We start from the raw sequence: 17,375 nt of genomic DNA on the forward strand, positions 1-17,375 counted from the left end.
AGGTCTTCGTCGGCGGCGCGCCCGGCGTCGGCAAGACCTACCGGATGCTCGACGAGGGCCGACGCAGGGCCGCCCGAGGCACCGATGTGGTGGCCGGACCTGTGGAGTGCCACGGCCGCGCACAGACGGAGGCGAAGCTCGTCGGCCTGGAGACGCTGGATCAGTCCCTGGACGACGAGACTCCGGCGCCCCTGGCCGACGGGCTGGAGACCCACGACCGGTCCCTGGTCGGCGCGGTGCTGCGGCGCCGTCCCGAGCTGGTCCTCGTCGACGATCTGGCGCACTCCAACGCGCCGGGACGGGGCAACGCCAAGCGCTGGCAGGACGTGGAGGAGCTGCTGGCGGCGGGCATCGACGTCATCACCACCGTCGGCATCCAACAGCTGGAGTCCCTGAGTGACGTCGTCGAGAAGATCACCGCGGTGCCGCGGGAGGAGACCGTCCCCGATGCCGTCGTACGCCGCGCAGACCAGATCGAGCTCGTGGACATGGAGCCGGAGGAGCTGCGCCGACGGATGGCGCACGGCAACATCTGTCCGCCGGAGGAGGTCGACGCCGCGCTCGCCAGCCGCTTCCGGACGGGCAGCCTCACCGCCCTGCGGGAACTCGCCCTGCTCTGGGTGGCCGACCGGGTCGACGAAGCCCTGCTCAAGTACCGCACCGAACAGGGCATCGCGGGGGTGTGGGAGACCCGCGAGCGGGTCGTGGTTGCGCTCACCGGCGGACCGGAGGGCGAGACACTGATCCGGCGCGCGGCCCGGATCGCCGCCCGGTCCGCCCGGGGGAGGCTCCTGGCGGTGCACGTGGTGCGCAGCGACGGCCTGACGACTGGGGCGTCGTCCGCCGCCCTGGGCCGTCAGCGTCGGCTCGTCGAGAGTCTGGACGGCAGCTATCACACGGTAGTCGGCGACGACGTCGCCACCGCGCTCGTGGAGTTCGCCCGGGCCGAGAACGCCACCCAGCTGGTCCTCGGGACCAGCCGCCGAGGCCGCCTGGAACGCTTCCTCACGCGGGGCATCGGTGAGACGACCGTCGGGCTCTCCTCGGACATCGACGTCCACATGGTCACGCACGAGCGGGCGGGACACGGCCGTCTGCTGCCCTCCCGCGGCCGTACGCTGCCGACTTCGCGGCTCGTCGCCGGTCCGGTGGCGGGGCTGCTTCTTCCTCTGCTGCTGACGTTCCTGCTCGACCGCACCCGGGGCACCTTCAACCTGACCAGCGAGGCACTGCTGTTCCTGGTGGCGGTGGTGGGCATCGCATGCATAGGAGGCGTCGTCTCCGCGCTCGTCTCGGCGGTGACGGCTTCCCTGCTGCTCAACTACTGGTTCATACCACCCATCGGGGGGTTCACCTTCGACGATGCCGACAACATGCTCGCGCTCGCGGTGTTCGTCGCGGTCGCGGTCGTGGTGGCCGCTGTCGTCGACCGTTCCCTGCGGTTGTCGAGACGTGCGGCACGAGCCACCGCGGAGGCCGAGATACTGTCCTCGCTCGCCGGGTCGGTCGTGCGCGGTGAGCACAGTGTGCCGGACCTGCTCACCCGTACGCGTGAGACCTTCGGCGCCGCCTCCGCCGAACTCGCCGCACAGCCGCTGGAGGACCCGGCGGCCAGCCAGGTCGCCGTGGGCGACGACCTCTTTCTCGTGCTGCGCGGCCGGACCCTGCCCGCATCCGAACACCGTGTGCTCGCAGCCTTCGCCGCCCATTTTGCCGCGGCCGTCGAGCGGGCCCGACTGGTGGAGGCGGCGGCCGAGGTAGAACCGGTCAGGGCCGCCGACCGGATGCGGACCGCGCTCCTCGCGGCGGTCAGCCACGACCTGCGGACCCCGCTCGCCGCCGGCTGGGCTGCCGTGGGCTCACTGCGCAGCGTCGATGTGGAGTTCACGGCACAGGAGCGGGCCGAACTGCTCGCCACCGCCGACGAGTCCATGGCCCGCCTCAGCCGTCTCATCGACAACCTGCTGGACATGAGCCGCCTCCAGGCGGGCGCCCTGACCCTGGACCTCCGGGCCATCACGCTGGAAGAAGCCCTGCCGGCGGCGTTCGACGCGCTGCCGCCGGAGGCGCCGCGGCCCGTGGTACGCCGCCTGGCCGAAACCCCGCCCGTCCTCGCGGATCCACCGCTCCTGGAGCGGGTGATCGCCAATCTGGTGGCCAACGCCGTACGGCACGCGCCGCCCGGCCACCCGGTCCTGATCACCACAAGCGCCCTGGCCGGCCGCGTGGAACTGCGCGTCGTCGACCGGGGGCCCGGCCTGCCGCGGGCCGATCGTGAACGCGTCTTCGAGCCGTTTCAGCGCCTCGGCGACACCGACAACACCACTGGCGTCGGCCTGGGCCTGGCCCTGGCCCGCGGCCTGACCGAGGCCATGTCCGGCACGGTCACCCCCGAGGACACCCCTGGCGGCGGCCTGACCATGGTGCTTTCCCTTCCCTGTGCGGAGGAACCTGTGGCCGCGTGGCCGTCCCGGCGCCGTGATGCGCAGAACACACAAGATGATCCGTGAAGGCCCATGAGGGTCTCAGGAGCAGGAGCAGGAGCAGGAGCAGGAGCAGGAGCAGGAGCAGGAGCAGGGATGTGAGCGGATACCCCCTGCGTGACCGCCCTTCCTCGTCACCGCACTCGTCCTCGTACCGAGCACGCCGTCCCTCCGGGCCCGGAGCCTTCCGGCGCCTTCCCGAGGTCCCATACGGAACTCTGACGCCGAACTTGAGTACGAGCGGGACCCGGCGCCCGGCGGTTGGCAATCTAGACGGTTGTGACCTCAACCATCCATCTGCGCATGCCACTTGGTCAACGCTCCCAGCACATGGTGATCTGCGGCGACGACGGCCTCGCCCGTCGCCTCGCCATCGAACTCGACGCCGTGTGCGGTGAAGCCGTCACCGTCGTCCTGCCCTCGCGGCGTGACGAGCACGGAGCGGAGATCGCCGCCCTGCACCGTGACCCGCGCTCACCGGTCGAGCTGCTGGTGGCGTCCCGGCCCGACGAGCACACCCTGAGGGCGGCGGGGATCGAGCGGGCCGCCGCCCTCGCGCTCACCTACGCAGACGACCAGGTCAACATGACGGCCGCACTGCTCGCGCGAAGCCTCAATCCGTCCGTACGCCTGGTCATCCGGATGTACCGGCGCGAGCGCGGACGCCATCTGGAACGGCTCCTGGACCGTGCCGCGCAGGTGCGGGAGGAGCCGGACGCCTCGACCACCGTGCTGTCCGACAGCGACACGGCGGTGCCGGAACTCGTGTCGGCTGCCGCCGTCGGCCGAGGGCCCACGCTCCAGGTCGAGGGGAAGGTGTTCCGCGGCGTCGTACGCCCGGCGGGAACCGCGCCCCGCTCGGCCGACCTCGCGACCCTCGCCGTGCTCTCGGGCGCACACCAGGACGACCCTGCGAGCGAAGACAGCGCGGAGACGCCCGGTGGCGACGGTACTCAGCTGCTGCCGGACACCCGTACCGCGGACCGCCGTCAGTTCACGCACGGCCGTCTCATGCTGGAAGAGGTCACCCGGCACCAGGCCCCGCAGATGCCTGACGACCGGCACGGTTATCGGGGCTGGCTGCGGGCCAGGATCGCGCATCTGCCCTGGAAGGTCTTCCTCGCCCGCGAGGTCCTGGCGGTATTCGGGGCCCTCGCCGTGATCGTCGTCGCGCTTGCCATGGCCACGTGGCTGGTCGAGGACGGGCCGTTGTGGAAGTCCGTCTACCTGCCGCTCCTGGACATCTTCACGATGGGAGATCCGGCGACGGGGGAAAGCGAGTCCCCGGCCCGTCGGATCCTCCAGCTCATCGCGGGCTTCGTCGGCCTCGCCGTGCTGCCGCTGGTGGTCGCGGCCACCATGAACGCGAGCGAGGCGTTCCGCGCCGCATCCGCCAACCATCCGCCGTCGGAGGAGCTGACCGGCCACATCGTGGTCGTCGGTCTCGGGAAGATCGGCACACGGGTCCTGGCGCAGCTGCGCACCACCGACCATCCGGTCGTCGTCATCGAACGCGACCCGCACGCCCGAGGCGTCGCCACGGCCCGGGAGCTCGGCGTCCCGCTGCTGCTCGAGGACGCCGCGGCGCGCGGAGTGCTGGATCTGGCGAGGATCCGGCAGAGCAGGTCGCTTCTGGTGCTCACCGGCGGGGACGGGGAGAACCTGGACATCGTGATGGCCGCCCGGGAGATCAATCCCGGGATCCGGGTGGTGATGCGTCTGTACGACGACGACTTCGCCGCCACCGTCTCGGCGACGATGAGGGCTTCGTACCCGGGCGCCCTCACCCGTAGCCGCAGCGTTTCCGCCCTCGCCGCACCGTCCTTCGCCGCAGCGATGATGGGGCGCCACGTGCTCGGAGTGATGCCCGTCGAGCGTGGATCGCTGCTGTTCACCGTCGTTGACGTGGCGGGCCACCCGGAGCTGGAGGGGCGCTCGGTCCACGAGGCGTTCCGGGCACACGAATGGCGTGTTCTGGCGGTTGGCCAGGCCGCCTCGTGCCCACCATCGCCCTATGCCGACGCTTCTGCGACGGACACGCTCGCCGGGTTCCGGCCTGGCCGCCTTCCGGGCTTCGACTGGCGCCCGCCGCACGGACGTGTGCTGCGGGCCGGGGACCGGGTGGTGCTGGCCACGACGCGGCGGGGACTCGACTTCCTGATGACGGGCGTGCAACCGCACCCACCGGGACGCAGAGGCGAACGGGCCGGAGAGTGACCTTGTTCCGCGCCGTGGCGGGAAAGGCCGTAGGGGAAGCGTCAAGAGCGCCCCGTGATTCGTATGGGACCCGTTAACGGGAGCTGCGGCCCGCCTGAGAAGCGGTTTCCTCGGGATGTCCGAGAATCCGTTCTTCATTCAGGAGCTCACGATGGCCGACATGGCCTTCGTCGTCACCACGGTCGCGGTCTTCGCACTGGTGGCATTCATCGCCAGAGGGGTGGCGAAGCTGTGACTGCCGAGAACGTCGTCGGCCTCGTCGTGGCCGCCGTCCTGCTGGGCTACCTCGTGCTGGCCCTCATCAAGCCGGAGAGGTTCTGAGTACGGATATGAGTCCTGTCCTCTCCGGATTGCTCCAGCTGCTCGCCCTGATCGCCGCGCTGGGCCTCGTGTACCGCCCGCTCGGCGACTACATGGCCCGCACCTACTCCTCCGACAAGCACCTGCGCGTCGAGAAGTGGATCTACAAGGCCATCGGGGCCGACCCCGCCTCCGAGATGCGCTGGCCCGCCTATCTGCGCGGTGTCCTCGCCTTCTCGGCGGTGAGCGTCCTCTTCCTCTACCTGATGCAGCGCGTGCAGGGCTCCCTGCCCGGCTCGCTCGGCTTCTCCTCGATCGACCCGGACCAGGCGTTCAACACCGCCGCCTCGTTCGTCGCGAACACCAACTGGCAGTCCTACTACGGCGAGCAGGCCATGGGCCACGTCGTACAGACCGGCGGCCTCGCGGTGCAGAACTTCGTGTCCGCCGCCGTGGGCATGGCGGTCGCGGTCGCTCTCGTACGGGGCTTCGCCCGCGCCCGCACCGGTGAGCTGGGCAACTTCTGGTCCGACCTGGTGCGCGGCACCGTCCGCATCCTGCTCCCGATCTCCGTGATCGGCGCGATCGTGCTGGTGGCGTGCGGCGCGATCCAGAACTTCGCCGGGATCCACGAGGTCGGCCAGTTCACGGGCGGCACCCAGCAGTGGAACGGCGGCGCGGTCGCCTCGCAGGAGGCCATCAAGGAGCTCGGCACGAACGGTGGCGGCTACTTCAACGCCAACTCCGCCCACCCCTTCGAGAACCCCACCCCCCTCTCGAACCTCTTCGAGATCTTCCTGATCCTCGTCATCCCGTTCGCGCTGACCCGCACCTTCGGGCGCATGGTCGGAAGCGTCAGGCAGGGGTACGCGATCCTCGCGGCGATGGCCACGATCTGGATCGGCTTCAGTCTCCTGATGCTGTGGACCGAGTCCGCGCACAACGGACCGGCCTTCGACCTCGCGGGCGGCGCGATGGAGGGCAAGGAGACCCGCTTCGGGATCGCCGGCTCGTCGATCTTCGCGGTGGCCACCACCCTGACGTCCACCGGTGCGGTGAACTCCTTCCACTCCTCGTACACCGGCCTCGGCGGCGGCATCACGATGCTGGGCATGCAGCTCGGCGAGATCGCCCCCGGCGGGGTCGGTTCCGGCCTCTACGGCATGCTGATCATGGCGGTCATCGCGGTGTTCATCGCCGGTCTGATGGTCGGCAGGACCCCCGAGTACCTCGGCAAGAAGATCGGCACGCGGCAGATCAAGTTCGCCGCCTGCTACATCCTCGTCACCCCGGCGCTGGTCCTCTGCTTCACCGCCGCGGCGATGGCCCTGGACACCCCGTCCCACTCGATGACCAACTCCGGTGCGCACGGCTTCTCCGAGATCCTGTACGCGTACACCTCGGGCGCCAACAACAACGGCTCGGCCTTCGCCGGTCTGAACGCCGACACCCAGTGGTTCAACAGCACGATCGGCATCGCGATGCTGTTGGGCCGCTTCCTGCCCATGGTGTTCGTCCTCGCCCTGGCCGGCTCGCTGGCCGAGCAGACCCCGGTCCCCGAGACGGCGGGCACGCTGCGCACGCAGAAGCCGCTGTTCACGGGCCTCCTGGTCGGCACGATCCTGATCGTCGCCGGTCTGACCTACTTCCCGGCGCTCGCGCTGGGACCGCTCGCCGAAGGGCTCGCGTCATGACCATCGACGCAAAGAATCACGAGGATTCTGTGCATCAGCCGTCTACGACTCCGACGAAGGCGCCGCACGGCGACCTGTCCGCCGGCCACAAGCCGGCCGGGCGCGTCGGTGGGGGTCTGTTCGATCCCAAGCAGCTGATCACGTCCTTCCCTGACGCGATCAAGAAGCTCGACCCGCGCGTGATGATCAAGTCGCCGGTCATGTTCGTGGTGCTGATCGGCTCCGTGCTGACCACCGTCTTCGCCGTCAAGGACCCGACCGACTGGTTCGGCTGGGCGATCACCGCCTGGCTGTGGCTCACCACGATCTTCGCGAACCTGGCGGAGGCGGTGGCCGAGGGCCGCGGCAAGGCCCAGGCCGACACGCTCCGCAAGGCCAAGACGGACACGGTCGCCCGCCGCATCATAGGCAAGAACGAGGAGCGCCTCCCCGGCACCGAACTCAAGATCGGTGATCTCGTGGTCTGCGAGGCCGGCGATATCATCCCCGGTGACGGCGACGTCGTCGAAGGTGTCGCTTCGGTCGACGAGTCCGCGATCACCGGTGAGTCCGCTCCGGTCATCCGTGAGTCGGGCGGCGACCGTTCCGCGGTCACCGGTGGTACGAAGGTCCTCTCGGACCGGATCGTCGTCAAGATCACCACGAAACCCGGCGAGACCTTCATCGACCGGATGATCAACCTGGTCGAGGGTGCGGCCCGGCAGAAGACCCCCAACGAGATCGCGCTCAACATCCTGCTCGCGTCCCTCACGATCGTCTTCCTGCTCGCGGTCGTCACGCTGCAGCCGTTCGCCACGTACGCGGGCGCCGAGCAGTCGATGATCGTGCTGACCGCACTGCTGGTCTGCCTGATCCCCACGACCATCGGCGCGCTGCTCTCAGCGATCGGCATCGCGGGCATGGACCGCCTGGTCCAGCGCAACGTCCTGGCGATGTCCGGCCGCGCGGTGGAGGCGGCCGGCGACGTCTCCACCCTCCTCCTCGACAAGACCGGCACCATCACCCTCGGCAACCGTCAGGCATCGGAGTTCGTACCGGTCAGGGGCACCACGGAGGCCGAACTGGCCGACGCCGCCCAGCTCTCCTCCCTCGCGGACGAGACCCCCGAGGGCCGCTCGATCGTGGTCCTGGCCAAGGAGAGGTACGGACTGCGCGAACGCCACCAGGGCGAGCTGGAGCAGGCCGAGTGGGTGGCCTTCACCGCACAGACCCGGATGTCGGGTGTGGACGTCGACGGGCGCAAGGTGCGCAAGGGCGCGACCGGTTCGGTCGTCGCCTGGGTCAGGGAGCGTGGCGGCAGTGTCTCCGCGGACACCCAGGCGCTGACCGACGGGATCTCCGAGGCCGGCGGAACGCCGCTGCTGGTGGCACTGGAGGACGCGGAGGGCGCACGGGTCCTGGGGGTCATCCACCTCAAGGACGTCGTGAAGGAGGGCATGCGGGAGCGGTTCGACGAGCTGCGCCGCATGGGCATCAGGACGGTCATGATCACGGGCGACAACCCGCTGACCGCGAAGGCCATCGCCGAGGAGGCGGGAGTCGACGACTTCCTCGCCGAGGCGACGCCCGAGGACAAGATGGCCCTCATCAAGCGGGAGCAGGCGGGCGGCAAGCTCGTCGCGATGACCGGCGACGGTACGAACGACGCGCCGGCGCTGGCTCAGGCGGACGTCGGGGTGGCCATGAACACCGGCACCTCGGCCGCCAAGGAGGCCGGGAACATGGTGGACCTGGACTCCAACCCCACCAAGCTCATCGAGATCGTCGAGATCGGCAAGCAACTCCTCATCACCCGAGGCGCGTTGACGACCTTCTCGATCGCCAACGACGTCGCGAAGTACTTCGCGATCATCCCCGCGATGTTCGCGGTCGTCTATCCGGGCCTGGACAAGCTCAACATCATGGGCCTGTCCTCACCGGAGTCGGCGATCCTGTCCGCCGTCGTCTTCAACGCGCTGATCATCGTCGCGCTGGTGCCGCTCGCCCTCAAGGGCGTCCGGTACAAGCCCACCAGCGCGGACAAGATGCTCCGCCGCAACCTCGGGATCTACGGAATCGGCGGCCTGGTCGCCCCGTTCATCGGCATCAAAATCATCGACCTGCTCATCTCCACCATCCCCGGAATCGGCTGATCATGAACAACTCCGCAGGAAACGCAGGACGCTTGCTCTGGGCAGGTCTGCGCGCCCTCCTCGTCCTGACCGTGGTGACGGGCGTGCTCTACCCGCTGGCCGTCACCGGCATCGCCCAGGTCGCGTTCAACGACAAGGCCAACGGCTCCGAGGTCAAGGACGCGAGCGGCAATGTCGTCGGCTCCGAACTCATCGGCCAGACCTACAACCTGCCGAAGAAGAACCCGGACGACGCCGAGGAGGCGGTGGTCCCGGACCTGAAGTGGTTCCAGCCGCGCCCGTCCAACGGCTTGGGCAGCAACAGCGTGAACACGCAGTACTCGCTGATCCTTTCCGGCGCGACCAACCGCTCCGGCGACAACGCCGACCTGATCCAGTGGGTCAAGGACGCCAAGGCGGCGGTGGTCAAGGACAACTCGGTCCCGGGCCACCCGGTAGACCCATCCGACGTGCCCGCCGACGCCGTGACCTCCTCCGGCTCCGGCCTGGACCCGCACATCTCCCCGGCGTACGCGAAGCTCCAGGTCAACCGTGTCGCCGAGAAGAACGGCCTCGACGTCGAGCAGGTCGACAAGCTCGTCGTCGACCACACGGACGACCGCGTCCTCGGCTTCATCGGCGAGCCCCGTGTCAACGTCCTCCAGCTCAACATCGCGCTCAAGGAACTGACCCAAAACTGATGGCCTTATTGCAAGGGACGTGGGGAGTCGGCGGGCCCGGATCGACCCCGGGGCCTGCCGACTCCCGCCGCACGGGCGACGACAAAAGGAAGGCAGCACGCCGATGACCCGGGTGCTTGTCGTGGAGGACGACGCGCAACTCGCCCGCGCCCTGGTGATCAATCTCCAGGCGCGCCAGTACACAGTGGACGCGGCACCTGACGGTGGCACCGCCCTCCGGCTCGTGGCCGCTGAGCAACCGGACATGATCCTGCTCGATCTCGGACTGCCCGACATGGACGGCATCGACGTCATCAAGGCACTGCGCGGGTGGAGTCGGGCCCCGGTGCTTGTGCTGTCCGCGCGCAGCGGTTCCGAGGACAAGATCCGTGCGCTCGATGCGGGCGCGGACGACTACATGACCAAGCCGTTCAGCATGGACGAACTCCTTGCCCGCCTGCGGGCCGCCACACGCCGCACGAGGGAGTCGCCCCCACCGACCCATACGGCCATGGTGGTCAGCACCGATGTATTCACCATCGATCTGTTGGCCAAGAAGGTCCGGCGTGCGGACCGCGACGTACGACTGACCCCGACCGAGTGGCATCTGCTGGAGATCCTGGTCAATCATCCCGGGGTGCTCGTCAGCCAGCGTCGGCTGCTCACGGAGGTGTGGGGGCCCAGCTACAGCGGGAAGACGAACTACCTCCGGGTCTATATGGCCCAGCTACGACGGAAACTTGAGGCGGACCCCGCTCATCCCCGCCATCTGATCACGGAGCCCGGCATGGGCTACCGCTTCGAAGCATGACGATCCCGCCGCCCCGTCCGGTGGTCGGCATTCGTCTGTCGTGAGGCACATCATCCTGTCCGACTTCGACCGAGAATCGACACTATGGGACGCGGAAAGCTACGGATCTATCTCGGCGCGGCGCCGGGCGTCGGCAAGACGTACGCGATGCTCTCCGAAGGCCACCGCCGGGTGGAGCGGGGTACGGACTGCGTCGTCGCTTTCGTCGAGCACCACAACCGGCCCCGCACGGAGGTGATGCTGCACGGCCTGGAACATGTCCCGCGCCGCACCGTCGAATACCGGGGCACCACCTTCACCGAGATGGACGTCGACGCCGTCCTGGCCAGGAAACCGGCTGTGGCGCTCGTCGACGAACTCCCGCACACCAACGTCCCGGGCTGCCGCAACACCAAGCGCTGGCAGGACATCGAAGAGCTGCTTGCCGCCGGCATCGACGTCGTCTCCACGGCCAACATCCAGCACCTGGAATCGCTGGGCGACGTCGTCGAGTCGATCACCGGTGTCCGGCAGAAGGAAACCGTCCCTGACGAGGTTGTGCGCCGCGCCGACCAGATCGAATTGGTCGACATGTCCCCGCAGGCCATACGGCGCCGCATGGCCCACGGCAATATTTACAAGCCCGAGAAGGTCGATGCGGCCCTGTCCAACTACTTCCGCCCCGGCAACCTCACTGCGCTCAGAGAACTCGCGCTGCTGTGGACCGCCGACCGCGTCGACGAATACCTCCAGGAGTACCGGACCGAGCACCGCGTCTCGAAGATCTGGGGTTCCCGCGAGCGGATCGTCGTCGGCCTGACCGGCGGTCCCGAGGGCCGTACCCTCATCCGGCGCGCCGCCCGGCTCGCCGAGAAGGGGGCGGGCGGAGAGGTCCTTGCCGTCTACATCGCCCGCAGCGACGGACTGACTTCCGCCTCGCCCAAGGAACTCGCCGTCCAGCGGACCTTGGTCGAGGACCTGGGCGGCACGTTCCACCACGTCATAGGCGACGACATCCCCTCCGGCCTGCTCGAATTTGCCCGGGGCGTGAACGCCACGCAGATCGTGCTCGGCGTGAGCCGGCGTCGCTCATGGCGTTATGTGTTCGGTCCTGGTGTCAGCGCCACGGTCGCCAGAGAATCAGGCCCGGACCTGGACGTCCACATCGTCACCCACGACGAGGCGGCCAAGGGTCGCGGACTGCCCGTCGTCGGCGGCGCGCGACTCGGCCGCTCCCGGACCATCTGGGGCTGGCTGGTCGGCATCATCGGCCCGGCACTGCTCACCCTGCTGCTCAGCACCGCCATACCCGACTTGGGGCTGGCGAACGACGTTCTCCTCTTCCTCACCCTCACCGTCGCCGCGGCCCTCCTCGGCGGGCTCCGGCCGGCCCTGGCTTCCGCGGCTGTGGGATCCCTGCTGCTCAACTGGTTCTTCACCCCGCCGATCCATGAACTCACGATCGCGGACCCCCGCAACATCGTCGCCCTGATGATCTTCATTGGGGTCGCGATCTCGGTCGCCTCCGTGGTGGACCTCGCGGCCCGGCGCACCCACCAGGCCGCCCGTCTGCGCGCCGAGGCGGAAACGCTCTCCTTCCTCGCCGGCAGCGTGCTGCGAGGCGAGACGAGCCTCGACGCCCTCCTCGAACGGGTGCGGGAGACGTTCGCCATGGAGTCGGTGGCTCTCCTGGAGCGCGACGAGGAATCCGATCCCTGGCGCTGCGTCGCGGTCGTCGGCCCGCGATCCGTCGGTCGGCCCGAGGACGCGGACGTGGAGATGCCCGTCGGCGACCATCTTGCCCTGGCGCTGACCGGCCGAGCCCTGCCCGCCGAGGACCGTCGTGTCCTCGGCGCCTTCGCCGCGCAGGCCGCGGTGGTACTGGACCGGCAGCGGCTCGTCGGCAAGGTCGAGGTGGCACGCAAGCTGGCCGAGGGCGACAAGATCCGTACCTCTCTCCTCGCCGCCGTCAGCCATGACCTGCGTACTCCGCTTGCCGGCATCAAGGCATCGGTCACCTCCCTGCGTGCCGAGGACATCGAGTTCTCCGAGGAGGACCGCGCCGAACTCCTCGCGGGCATCGAGGACGGAGCCGACCGGCTCGACCACCTCGTCGGCAATCTGCTGGACGTCTCCCGTCTGGAGACCGGCACCGTCACCCCCGTCATCCGGCGGACCGACCTCGACGAGGTGGTCCCGATGGCCCTCGGCGGCGTCCCGGAGGGCAGCGTCCAGCTGGACATCCCAGAGACGCTGCCGATGGTCGCCGTCGACCGCGGCCTCCTTGAACGGGCTGTCGCCAACATCGTCGAGAACGCCGTCAAGTACAGCCCCGACGGCGAACCCGTCCTTGTGGCCGCGAGCACGATTGCCGACCGCGTCGAACTCCGCGTCGTGGACCGGGGCCCCGGCGTCCCCGACGAGGCCAAGGACCGCATCTTCGGCGCCTTCCAACGCTATGGCGACGCCCCGCGCGGTGCCGGCGTGGGCCTCGGACTCGCGGTCGCCCGCGGCTTCGTCGAGGCAATGGGCGGCACGGTGACCGCCGAGGACACCCCCGGCGGCGGCCTGACGATGGCCCTCAACCTGCGCATGGCTGACGACCTGCCCCTCTCCCGGCCGGAGCTTTCGGCGGAATAGACGACGTGAACACGGCTGGTCAGCCGGACTCGGGGCTTGGGTACGCACGGAGGGGGCGAATGATCGGCGGCAGGTGCCGACCCTCCTCATTGTCCATCTCGCGCACGCGCAACAGCGGCCATGCCGAAGGCTCTGGCTCGAGCACGCCAGCCATGAGCCGAACGAGAGGGCCCGGTTCGGAACACCGCCACGGCGGTCGGTCGGGGTCCTCTCAATCCCGATGTGCGTCGGCCGGCGCCTTCAGTAGCCGGTCCAGCTCGTACCCGGCCTCGTCGTACCCGGCGTCGGAGATCCGTTGCAGCTCGCGCAGGTCGCCTGTCGCGGCAGCGCGTCGGGTGAGCAGGAATCCGGCGTGCATGGATCCCTCGTCCAGCAGCTCGCTCAGCACCCCGAGGTCGCCGGCTGCCTCGGCGAGGTCGGCCAGCCGGTCCAATGCGCTCTCGTTGCCCTCATCGGCCAGCGCGCGCAGGGTCTCCCGATCGATACTCATGTTCGCCATGACGCCATGCTGCACCCCTGCCCCAGGGGCAGGGTCAAGTGGCACGATGCCCGGGTGATCACCATCGGGCAGCTTGCCAGGTACGTCGGAGTGTCGGTCAAGACCATCCGCGTCTACCACGACAAGGGGCTGCTCCCCGAGCCCGACCGCGATGCGTCCGGCTACCGGCGGTACGGCGCGAACGACGCCGTCGACCTGATCAAGATCCGGACGCTCGCCGAAGCAGGCGTCCCCCTGGCCCGGATCCGGGACCTGAGATCAGCGACCGACGAGGAGTTCCAGCAGGGGCTGCGCGAGATCGACGACGGGCTCACCACCCGAATCAGCGGCCTGCGGGCAACGCAGGGGCGCCTGCGTCAACTTGCCGCCGGACAGCTGGAGCCGCTGCCCACCGAGGTCGGTGCGCATCTGGAGCACCTGGCCCGCTGGGGATTCACGCCTCGATGGGTGGACCTGCAACGCGACCTGTGGATCCTCGTGTTCGCCACCCACCCGGACCGCGCGGTCTCGCTGTTCCACGACCAGGCCGCGACCCTGTCCGACCCGGCACTTCGGCAGCTCTTCCTCGACTACGACCACGCGTACGACCTCGACGCCGACGATCCCCACATCGATGACCTCGCCCGCCGGATCGCAGAGGCGACCCGGGAACGCTACGGAACCGACGCACTGCCCGGGCTGGATGCGGCCTCCGAGATCCCCGCCCTCATCCAGGACACGGTCAACGCCTCGTCCCCGGCATGGCAGCGACTCGACACGCTCATTCGCGCACAACTGCGCCCGTGACTCGACGCCTCGGACGCGCGGGTCCCGGCTGCGTGCGGACATCAGTCAGAGCGCCACGAACTACAAGGCAAGCGTGGCCTGATGCGGCGCTGGGGGCTCCGTCCTCTCCGCACAGGTCAGCGGCCGATCGCAAGCAGCGTGGCTCCGGCCACCCAAGTCCGGGATGCGCGGGGCCCGCCGTAACGACGAGTCGTTGACCGGTGGGGCTCGCTCATCTTGCTACATGCGCAGGGGTGCTGCGCGGCAGGGCCGCTCGCGTCGGGCCATCTCCCCACGGGCACGCCCTGCAACCAGGACGGCCGGTCCCCGCCGCAGCGGCTTCCTGGCAGGTCCCGCGGCCGTCACCGTGATCGCCCATGATCCGGCCGTGGGAAAGCTGCCTCACGCCCATTTCGACGGTGCCCAGGAAGTCCCGTTCGACGTGCTCAAACACTTCGCAGCGTGGTCGCCACTACGCTGGCCGAATGCTGAGCATGGCGGCGACCTCAGAGGTGTCCATAAGGACGGGCTCGACGCTACGGCGCCTGCGCGCTGAGTTGATATCGGTGGGGGTCTCGTCGGGGTGCGATTCCACGGGCAAGATGGCTCCTTGAGGCTGGCCTGAGCCTGATCGCGGCATTGGGTCGTGTGCTCACCGGCGATCCGCTGCTATGTTGCCGCGCCGCTTCGGACCCTCAGGGTCTCGTCGAGCCATGGCTGCCTTCTCCGTTGAGGCGGATGGAAGGGTCTGGGCTGGCTGACCCATGGCTGTGTGCAGCCCGACTCCCTGGTCGACCTCCTGGCGGCCGCCCAGACAACCGGAGTGACGGTGATCACTGACGCCCTTGGAGGGCTGCTGAGTAGGCTTGCGCCGTCGTTGCGGTGGGTCCAGGAGGGCGATGAAGCCCTCCTGTAGCCGACTGGCGAGGCGTCAGGAAAGTCGGCAAGTGGTCAGCATGAGTCCTGAAAAACCTAGGGAATGCTGACCGGACATGCGACTCGTTGTAGGGTGACGGAACAGCACTTGACCTGCAAAAACGCAGGCAGGGAGCCTATGTCCAGGAGTACCTCGATGATGCGAACAATATTCAAGTCCAAGATCCACCGTGCCACCGTCACCCAGGCCGACCTGCACTACGTCGGCTCCGTGACGGTCGATGCCGCGTTGATGGAAGCCGCCGACCTGTTGCCCGGTGAGCTCGTGCATATCGTGGACATCGACAACGGCGCCCGCCTGGAGACGTACGTCATCGAGGGGGAGCGAGGCTCCGGCGTCATCGGTATCAACGGCGCCGCAGCCCACCTCGTCCACCCCGGCGACCTGGTCATCCTGATCAGCTACGCACAGGTCGACGACGCGGAGGCCCGCTCGCTGGTGCCGCGCATCGTGCACGTCGACACGGACAACCGCATCGTCGCGCTCGGCGCGGACGCCTCCGCGCCGGTGCCGGGTACCGCTACGGAGCGCAGTCCACACGCCGTCCCCGCACAGCTCTGACCCGCACGGGTCGGAACCCGAACGCACGAGGGAGCATCCGCCATGGCAGAGAACACCGCACTCGACATCCGTGACGACCGGGAACACGGCAGTCTCGTGGCCTACGAGGACGGCGAGGCCACCGGTGCCATCGCGTACTTCGTGATGGACCCGGCTCCCGGCGCCCTCGTCGCCGTCCACACGGTGGTCGAGCCCGAGCATGCCGGAAAGGGCATCGCGGGTGCACTCGTGCGCGAGTTCTACGCCATGGCGGCCCGTGAGGGCGTGCCCGTCGTTCCGCTCTGCCCGTACGCGGCCAAGTGGGCGCTGCGTCACCCCGACGAGGCTCCCGAGGCGCCGGCCGAGCTGGTGCGGGAGGCGGAGCGGCAGCTCAGGTCGCACCCCGAGATGTTCTGAGTCCGCCGGTTCGGGCGTGTGGACTCGGCAGGCGCGGGCAGCCGCTCCGGGAGACGGTGGAGATGAGCTCCACTCGTACGACTTCGGAGGCTGGAGAACCGAGATGACCCATCCCTACCCCGACCCCCTGCCGCCCCCGCCGACGCCCAACCCCGTGCCCGGCCCGCCCGGGCCGCTGCCGGGGCCGCCGCCCGTACCGCCGGGCCCCGGCCCCGTGCCGCCCGGTCCGGCGCCGGACCCGATTCCGCAGCCGCCCTCGCCCAACCCCGAACCGGTGCCGGAACCCGAGCCCTCGCCGCAGCCGACCGGCTGACGGGCACCGGCCGGTCAGCCGGCGTCGGAGGCGGCGAGTACGGCGTTCGCCCGGGCCGTGAGCGTGGTGAGCACACGGCCCGCCGCGGCCAGTTCCTCCTCGGGCAGGCCGGCGTACAGGCGCGCCGCGATCTCCTTCGTTCCGCTGCTGATGCCCGCCAGCCGTTCGCGGCCGGCGTCGGTGAGCGAGAGAAGGGCCCCGCCGCCCGGCGCTTCCTCGAGGAGCCCGGCGGTGGTGAGTTCCGTGAGCGTGGCTTCGGCCGTCGCCCGGTCGATCTTGAGCGTGCCGGTCATCCGTTCGACGAGCCCGGCCTGCTCGGCCGTGCCGCCCTTGTCCGCGGTCGCGTTGAGCGCCACGCCCTGGTGGAAGGTGGTCCCCGACTCGGCCAGCAGCTGTTCGAGAACGGCCCGGGTGGCGTAGTGCGCCATGCCGATGATCTGGCCGTTGAGGGTAGGTGTGGTGGACATCGCTACTCCTTGTTCGTCGGTCTCTTCGTCGATTCGTTCGTCGGCGGTGCGTCCAGGGGTACGTCGAGCAGCGCCGTGAGATCGCGGGTGAAGGCGGAGGTGTCCGGTCCGCCCAGTCCGCCCAGCGGCTCCAGCAGCCGGTCCATCAGCTCCTGTACGAGCACGACCGCGCGCGAGGTGAGCGTGTGCCCGTGTGCGGTGAGGGCCAGCTGTACCGCACGGGTGTCGGCCGGGTCCGGAGTGCGTTTCAGGAGGCCGGCGGTCTCCAGCGTCCGGGCCAGTTTGGACACGTAGAGCGGTTCGAGGCCCGTGTGGTCCGCGAGCCGGCGCTGGCTGGGCCGGGTCCCGTCCTGCTGGAGGTCCAGCAGGGACGCCAGCAGTGAGTATTGCGCATGGGTCAGCCCCAGTGATGCCAGGCTCCGGTCCACCGCGACGCGCCACTTCATCGAAAGCCGCCAGACGAGGAATCCCGGTGTGGGGCCCGCGGGTGGGCGGCTCGTGCCGTCAGTGCTGCTCATGAAA

General features: G+C 69.3%; 15 protein-coding genes. 12 read left to right on the forward strand and 3 right to left on the reverse strand.

The genetic code is table 11. The features are described 5' to 3' along the window. Window positions 1-44 precede the first annotated feature (44 nt). The 8 genes from OG230_RS31925 (at window position 45) to OG230_RS31960 (ending at window position 12,915) form a co-directional block, all read left to right on the forward strand. Window positions 45-2,510, forward strand: a complete 2,466-nt coding sequence (locus tag OG230_RS31925; RefSeq protein ID WP_443051427.1) for an ATP-binding protein — start codon at window positions 45-47, stop codon at window positions 2,508-2,510. Window positions 2,511-2,786: 276 nt separating this feature from the next. Beyond that, complete coding sequence (locus tag OG230_RS31930; protein ID WP_328907219.1) at window positions 2,787-4,700, forward strand: NAD-binding protein; 1,914 nt, start codon at window positions 2,787-2,789, stop codon at window positions 4,698-4,700. A 231-nt stretch (window positions 4,701-4,931) separates the two neighbouring features. Further along, the gene (gene kdpF, locus OG230_RS31935; RefSeq protein WP_328907220.1) at window positions 4,932-5,021 is read left to right on the forward strand and encodes a K(+)-transporting ATPase subunit F; all 90 of its coding nucleotides are present in this window, start codon (window positions 4,932-4,934) and stop codon (window positions 5,019-5,021) included. Window positions 5,022-5,029: 8 nt separating this feature from the next. Next, a complete protein-coding gene (gene kdpA, locus OG230_RS31940; RefSeq protein ID WP_328907221.1) occupies window positions 5,030-6,694 on the forward strand; it encodes a potassium-transporting ATPase subunit KdpA in 1,665 nt (554 codons plus the stop codon). Then, the gene (gene kdpB, locus OG230_RS31945) at window positions 6,691-8,826 is read left to right on the forward strand and encodes a potassium-transporting ATPase subunit KdpB (protein ID WP_328907222.1); all 2,136 of its coding nucleotides are present in this window, start codon (window positions 6,691-6,693) and stop codon (window positions 8,824-8,826) included. Before kdpA ends, kdpB begins: the two co-directional genes overlap by 4 nt. Before the next feature lie 2 nt (window positions 8,827-8,828). Beyond that, window positions 8,829-9,506: a potassium-transporting ATPase subunit C gene (locus OG230_RS31950; RefSeq protein WP_328907223.1), complete on the forward strand. Its 678-nt coding sequence runs from the start codon at window positions 8,829-8,831 to the stop codon at window positions 9,504-9,506. A gap of 103 nt (window positions 9,507-9,609) precedes the next feature. Continuing rightward, the gene (locus OG230_RS31955) at window positions 9,610-10,296 is read left to right on the forward strand and encodes a response regulator (protein ID WP_328907224.1); all 687 of its coding nucleotides are present in this window, start codon (window positions 9,610-9,612) and stop codon (window positions 10,294-10,296) included. A gap of 84 nt (window positions 10,297-10,380) precedes the next feature. Then, window positions 10,381-12,915, forward strand: coding sequence for a sensor histidine kinase KdpD (locus tag OG230_RS31960; protein WP_328907225.1), 2,535 nt, complete (start codon window positions 10,381-10,383; stop codon window positions 12,913-12,915). 211 nt (window positions 12,916-13,126) lie between these two features. On the opposite strand, the gene OG230_RS31965 is transcribed toward OG230_RS31960, so the two are convergent. Next, a complete protein-coding gene (locus tag OG230_RS31965; RefSeq protein WP_328907226.1) occupies window positions 13,127-13,414 on the reverse strand; it encodes a hypothetical protein in 288 nt (95 codons plus the stop codon). A gap of 54 nt (window positions 13,415-13,468) precedes the next feature. Between OG230_RS31965 and OG230_RS31970 the strand changes: the two genes are divergently transcribed. From OG230_RS31970 to OG230_RS31985, 4 genes are all read left to right on the forward strand, one after another. After that, window positions 13,469-14,200 carry a MerR family transcriptional regulator gene (locus OG230_RS31970; protein WP_328907227.1) on the forward strand — a complete coding sequence of 244 codons (732 nt, stop codon included), beginning with the start codon at window positions 13,469-13,471 and terminating at the stop codon, window positions 14,198-14,200. 1,051 nt (window positions 14,201-15,251) lie between these two features. Then, complete coding sequence (gene panD / locus OG230_RS31975) at window positions 15,252-15,677, forward strand: aspartate 1-decarboxylase (protein WP_328907228.1); 426 nt, start codon at window positions 15,252-15,254, stop codon at window positions 15,675-15,677. A gap of 42 nt (window positions 15,678-15,719) precedes the next feature. Next, the gene (locus OG230_RS31980; RefSeq protein WP_328907229.1) at window positions 15,720-16,073 is read left to right on the forward strand and encodes a GNAT family N-acetyltransferase; all 354 of its coding nucleotides are present in this window, start codon (window positions 15,720-15,722) and stop codon (window positions 16,071-16,073) included. A gap of 103 nt (window positions 16,074-16,176) precedes the next feature. After that, complete coding sequence (locus OG230_RS31985; protein WP_328907230.1) at window positions 16,177-16,386, forward strand: hypothetical protein; 210 nt, start codon at window positions 16,177-16,179, stop codon at window positions 16,384-16,386. Window positions 16,387-16,400: 14 nt separating this feature from the next. Here the strand turns inward: OG230_RS31985 and OG230_RS31990 are convergent, their stop codons facing one another. Together OG230_RS31990 and OG230_RS31995 are read right to left on the reverse strand one after the other, a co-directional pair. Next, on the reverse strand, window positions 16,401-16,853 hold the full coding sequence (locus OG230_RS31990) for a MarR family winged helix-turn-helix transcriptional regulator (protein ID WP_328907231.1): 453 nt from the start codon (window positions 16,851-16,853) through the stop codon (window positions 16,401-16,403). 2 nt (window positions 16,854-16,855) lie between these two features. Beyond that, window positions 16,856-17,371, reverse strand: a complete 516-nt coding sequence (locus OG230_RS31995) for a MarR family winged helix-turn-helix transcriptional regulator (protein WP_328907232.1) — start codon at window positions 17,369-17,371, stop codon at window positions 16,856-16,858. Between the last annotated feature and the right edge of the window lie 4 nt (window positions 17,372-17,375).

Source organism: Streptomyces sp. NBC_00234, from assembly GCF_036195325.1.
In the GTDB taxonomy this organism is placed as follows: domain Bacteria; phylum Actinomycetota; class Actinomycetes; order Streptomycetales; family Streptomycetaceae; genus Streptomyces.

Bases quoted from the DNA above. Each gene is read 5' to 3' on its own strand.
- OG230_RS31925 (WP_443051427.1), top strand. From the start codon at position 45: ATGCTCGACGAGGGCCGACGCAGGGCCGCCCGAGGCACCGATGTGGTG.
- OG230_RS31930 (WP_328907219.1), top strand. From the start codon at position 2,787: ATGCCACTTGGTCAACGCTCCCAGCACATGGTGATCTGCGGCGACGAC.
- kdpA (WP_328907221.1), top strand. From the start codon at position 5,030: ATGAGTCCTGTCCTCTCCGGATTGCTCCAGCTGCTCGCCCTGATCGCC.
- kdpB (WP_328907222.1), top strand. From the start codon at position 6,691: ATGACCATCGACGCAAAGAATCACGAGGATTCTGTGCATCAGCCGTCT.
- OG230_RS31950 (WP_328907223.1), top strand. From the start codon at position 8,829: ATGAACAACTCCGCAGGAAACGCAGGACGCTTGCTCTGGGCAGGTCTG.
- OG230_RS31955 (WP_328907224.1), top strand. From the start codon at position 9,610: ATGACCCGGGTGCTTGTCGTGGAGGACGACGCGCAACTCGCCCGCGCC.
- OG230_RS31960 (WP_328907225.1), top strand. From the start codon at position 10,381: ATGGGACGCGGAAAGCTACGGATCTATCTCGGCGCGGCGCCGGGCGTC.
- OG230_RS31965 (WP_328907226.1), bottom strand. From the start codon at position 13,414: ATGGCGAACATGAGTATCGATCGGGAGACCCTGCGCGCGCTGGCCGAT.
- panD (WP_328907228.1), top strand. From the start codon at position 15,252: ATGATGCGAACAATATTCAAGTCCAAGATCCACCGTGCCACCGTCACC.
- OG230_RS31980 (WP_328907229.1), top strand. From the start codon at position 15,720: ATGGCAGAGAACACCGCACTCGACATCCGTGACGACCGGGAACACGGC.
- OG230_RS31985 (WP_328907230.1), top strand. From the start codon at position 16,177: ATGACCCATCCCTACCCCGACCCCCTGCCGCCCCCGCCGACGCCCAAC.
- OG230_RS31990 (WP_328907231.1), bottom strand. From the start codon at position 16,853: ATGTCCACCACACCTACCCTCAACGGCCAGATCATCGGCATGGCGCAC.
- OG230_RS31995 (WP_328907232.1), bottom strand. From the start codon at position 17,371: ATGAGCAGCACTGACGGCACGAGCCGCCCACCCGCGGGCCCCACACCG.